This window comes from Mesorhizobium sp. M7A.F.Ca.CA.001.08.2.1 (assembly GCF_003998455.1).
Lineage (GTDB): Bacteria > Pseudomonadota > Alphaproteobacteria > Rhizobiales > Rhizobiaceae > Mesorhizobium > Mesorhizobium ciceri.
This window is the reverse complement of record NZ_RZPW01000744.1, coordinates 1-3,015: the sequence shown is the minus strand read 5'-3', so window position 1 is coordinate 3,015 and position 3,015 is coordinate 1. Positions and strand designations below refer to the sequence as shown.

Below are 3,015 nucleotides of genomic sequence, written 5' to 3'. Positions count from 1 at the left end.
GCGGCTGGCGCGGGAGCTCGGCGCCGAGGCGGGCGTCGTGCTCAGGCTGGAGACGCCTGTGGAAGCGGTGACGGCCTTCGTCCCGGAAGTCGCCTTCGTAACGCTTCTTGGAACCGCAATCGGCGTCAAGGGACAGAGCCTGTCGGACAAGGCCTGCGACAGGCTGGGCGCTACCCGCGCTATCCTGAGAAAGGCCGGCCGTGAGGCGCAAGTGGTTCTGGCCGCCGACGGCGGCATCCGCCACGAGACCGTGCCGTTGCTGCGTGCCGCCGGCGCCGAAACCGTGGTTCTCGGTTCGCTCGCCTTCGGTGACAAGGACCTCGCCGGCCGCATCGGCTGGCTGCGCGGCTTGAAGGTCGCGGCATGACAACGGAAGCCGCCCTTGCGATCGATCTTGGCGGGACGGAGCTTCGCGCCGCCCTGGTCGACCGCGAAGGCAAGATCCTGGCATTCGCGGCGGTGCCGACGCAGGCGCAGGCCGGTCCAGACGTGGTGATCGGCCAGATCGAGGCGCTGGCGGCGACCGTCCATGCCGAAGCCCCGGCACTGTCGGTCGTCGGCGTCGGTGTCGGTGCGCCGGGACCGCTTGATCCGCTGGCCGGCATCGCCGTCGGCCCGCCGACACTCACCGGCTGGCTGGATGTACCGCTTGCCGACATCCTCGAGCGGCGGCTCGGCCTGCCGGTCCGTCTGGAGAACGACGCCAATGCCGCGGCGCTCGGCGAATGGCGCTTCGGCGCCGGCCATGGCGCTCGCTCGCTGGTCTTTGTCACGGTGTCGACCGGCATCGGCGGCGGTGTCGTCGTCGATGGGCGCATCCTGCATGGCCGCCGTGGCCTTGCCGCCGAGATCGGTCACATGACCATCACCAATGAGGGCGAGCGTTGCGTGTGCGGCGTCATCGGCTGCTTCGAGGCCATCGCTTCGGGAACCGCGCTCGGCCGCCGCGCCACCGCCGCCACGGCGGCCGGCGACGGCTCTGCCTTGCGGCGCCTGTCAGCGGATGCGGAGGTGACCGGCCGCCACGTCGTCGAGGCGGCACGGCTGCGCGACGATCTTGCCTCGGCCTTGCTGGACGAGGAAGCCCGCTGGCTGGGCGTCGGCTTCACCAACCTGTTACATCTCTATTCGCCCGATGTGCTGGTCGTCGGCGGCGGCATCGCCAATGGGCTCGACCTGATGGCGCCGACCATCGAGGCAACCATCAGGCAGCGGGCCATGCGCGCCTATCGCGACGTACCGGTCGTTCCAGCACAGCTCGGCCGCCATGCTGGGCTCGTCGGCGCCGCCAGCCTTGTGCTGTTCGACGACGAGGGCACTTTGGCAGCCCGCATGCCTGTCGGCCCAAGCACATATCCGGACACACCACTGAGCAAGATCGGCACCGTCTGACGTGCGACTGCATGACAAAGGCCGGAGGCAGCATGCCTCCGGCCTTTTACGCATAAGCCACGCGTGGTTACTCGGCGGGGACGACATCCGCCGGCAGGCTGTCGTCAGCCGTGCCCGCCAGCGCCCTCGCCAGCTTGGCCTCGTCGAGTTCGCCTTCCCAGCGCGCCACCACCAGCGTGGCGACGGCATTGCCAACGAAGTTGGTCAGCGCCCGGCATTCCGACATGAAGCGGTCGACGCCGAGGATCAGCGCCATACCGGCGACCGGCACCGCCGGAACCACCGACAGCGTGGCGGCAAGGGTGATGAAGCCCGCTCCGGTGATGCCGGCGGCACCCTTGGACGAGAGCATGGCCACCAGCAGCAGCAGGATCTGGTCACCCATCGACAGGTGGATGTTGGTCGCCTGTGCGATGAACAGCGCCGCCAAGGTCATGTAGATGTTGGTGCCGTCGAGGTTGAAGGAATAGCCGGTCGGGATGACCAGGCCGACCACCGAGCGCTTGGCGCCGGCCTTCTCCATCTTTTCCATCAGCGAGGGCAGGGCGGCCTCCGACGAGGAGGTGCCCAGCACCAAAAGCAGCTCTTCCTTGATGTAGCGGATCAGCGACAGGATGGAGAAGCCGTTGTAGCGGCAGACCGCACCCAGCACGATGAACACGAACAGGAACGACGTCACGTAGAAGGTGCCGACCAGCATGGCGAGATTGATGACCGCGCCGATGCCGTATTTGCCGATGGTGAATGCCATGGCGCCGAAGGCACCGATGGGGGCGGCCTTCATCAGCACGCTGACCAGCTTGAAGATCGGCGTCGTCAGCGCCTGCAGGAAATTGAGGACGGGCTCGCCCTTCTCGCCGACCAGCGCCAGCGCGATGCCGAACAGCACCGAGAAGAACAGCACCTGCAGGATGTCGCCGTCGGCGAAGGCGCCGACGATGGTCGACGGGATGATGTTCATCAGGAACCCGGTGACCGACTGATCGTGCGCCTTGGCGGCGTAGGTGTTGACGGTCGAGGCGTCGAGCGTCGCCGGGTCGATGTTGAAGCCGGCGCCCGGCTGCACGACATTGGCGACGACAAGGCCGATGATCAGCGCCAACGTCGAAAAGGTGAGGAAATAGAGCATCGCCTTGCCGGCAACACGCCCGACCTTCTGCAGGTCGCTCATGCCGGCAATGCCCGTTGTCACGGTCAGGAAGATGACCGGGGCGATGATCATCTTGACCAGCTTGATGAAGGCGTCGCCGAGCGGCTTCATGCTCTCGCCGACCGACGGATAGAAATGGCCGAGCAGGATGCCGACGGTGATCGCGACGAGCACCTGCACGTATAGTTGGGCATAGAAAGGTTTGCGCTGCGCGGCAAGCGCGCCTGATTGGTCTGCGATGTGCATCGAACTCTCCCTGGCCGGATGGGCGAAAACGGATCGCCTGCGTGACTTCTCCCATCGCGGCGCTCCGGTCGCACGCCGCTGAAAACAGTTTTGCAAGCGTCGTGCCAGATCGGGGAAAGGCCGGAATCGCGGATTTCCGCCTTTGTCAGAGGTCGCGCGGACAATACTTTTGTGCGGATTTCCGCACAAGTGGCGTTTGCCTGGGCGGATTTTCGCATTACACCTGT

The 3,015-nt window shown here is 66.3% G+C and carries 2 protein-coding genes and 1 pseudogene; 2 read left to right on the top strand and 1 reads right to left on the bottom strand.

The window, feature by feature from the left end:
- Both EN914_RS30105 and EN914_RS30100 read left to right on the top strand, forming a co-directional pair.
- Nucleotides 1-367: pseudogene (locus EN914_RS30105) on the top strand (D-allulose-6-phosphate 3-epimerase); the annotation flags it as partial.
- Nucleotides 364-1,392 carry an ROK family protein gene (locus tag EN914_RS30100; RefSeq protein ID WP_024502565.1) on the top strand — a complete coding sequence of 343 codons (1,029 nt, stop codon included), beginning with the start codon at nt 364-366 and terminating at the stop codon, nt 1,390-1,392. The pseudogene EN914_RS30105 and the gene EN914_RS30100, both read left to right, overlap by 4 nt.
- Before the next feature lie 67 nt (nt 1,393-1,459).
- Here EN914_RS30100 and EN914_RS30095 read toward each other — a convergent pair whose 3' ends face one another.
- Complete coding sequence (locus tag EN914_RS30095; RefSeq protein ID WP_024502566.1) at nt 1,460-2,788, bottom strand: dicarboxylate/amino acid:cation symporter; 1,329 nt, start codon at nt 2,786-2,788, stop codon at nt 1,460-1,462.
- Between the last annotated feature and the right edge of the window lie 227 nt (nt 2,789-3,015).

What these genes read in the sequence shown, in the direction of transcription:
- EN914_RS30100 (WP_024502565.1), top strand. Translation starts at nt 364, where the DNA reads ATGACAACGGAAGCCGCCCTTGCGATCGATCTTGGCGGGACGGAGCTT.
- EN914_RS30095 (WP_024502566.1), bottom strand. Translation starts at nt 2,788, where the DNA reads ATGCACATCGCAGACCAATCAGGCGCGCTTGCCGCGCAGCGCAAACCT.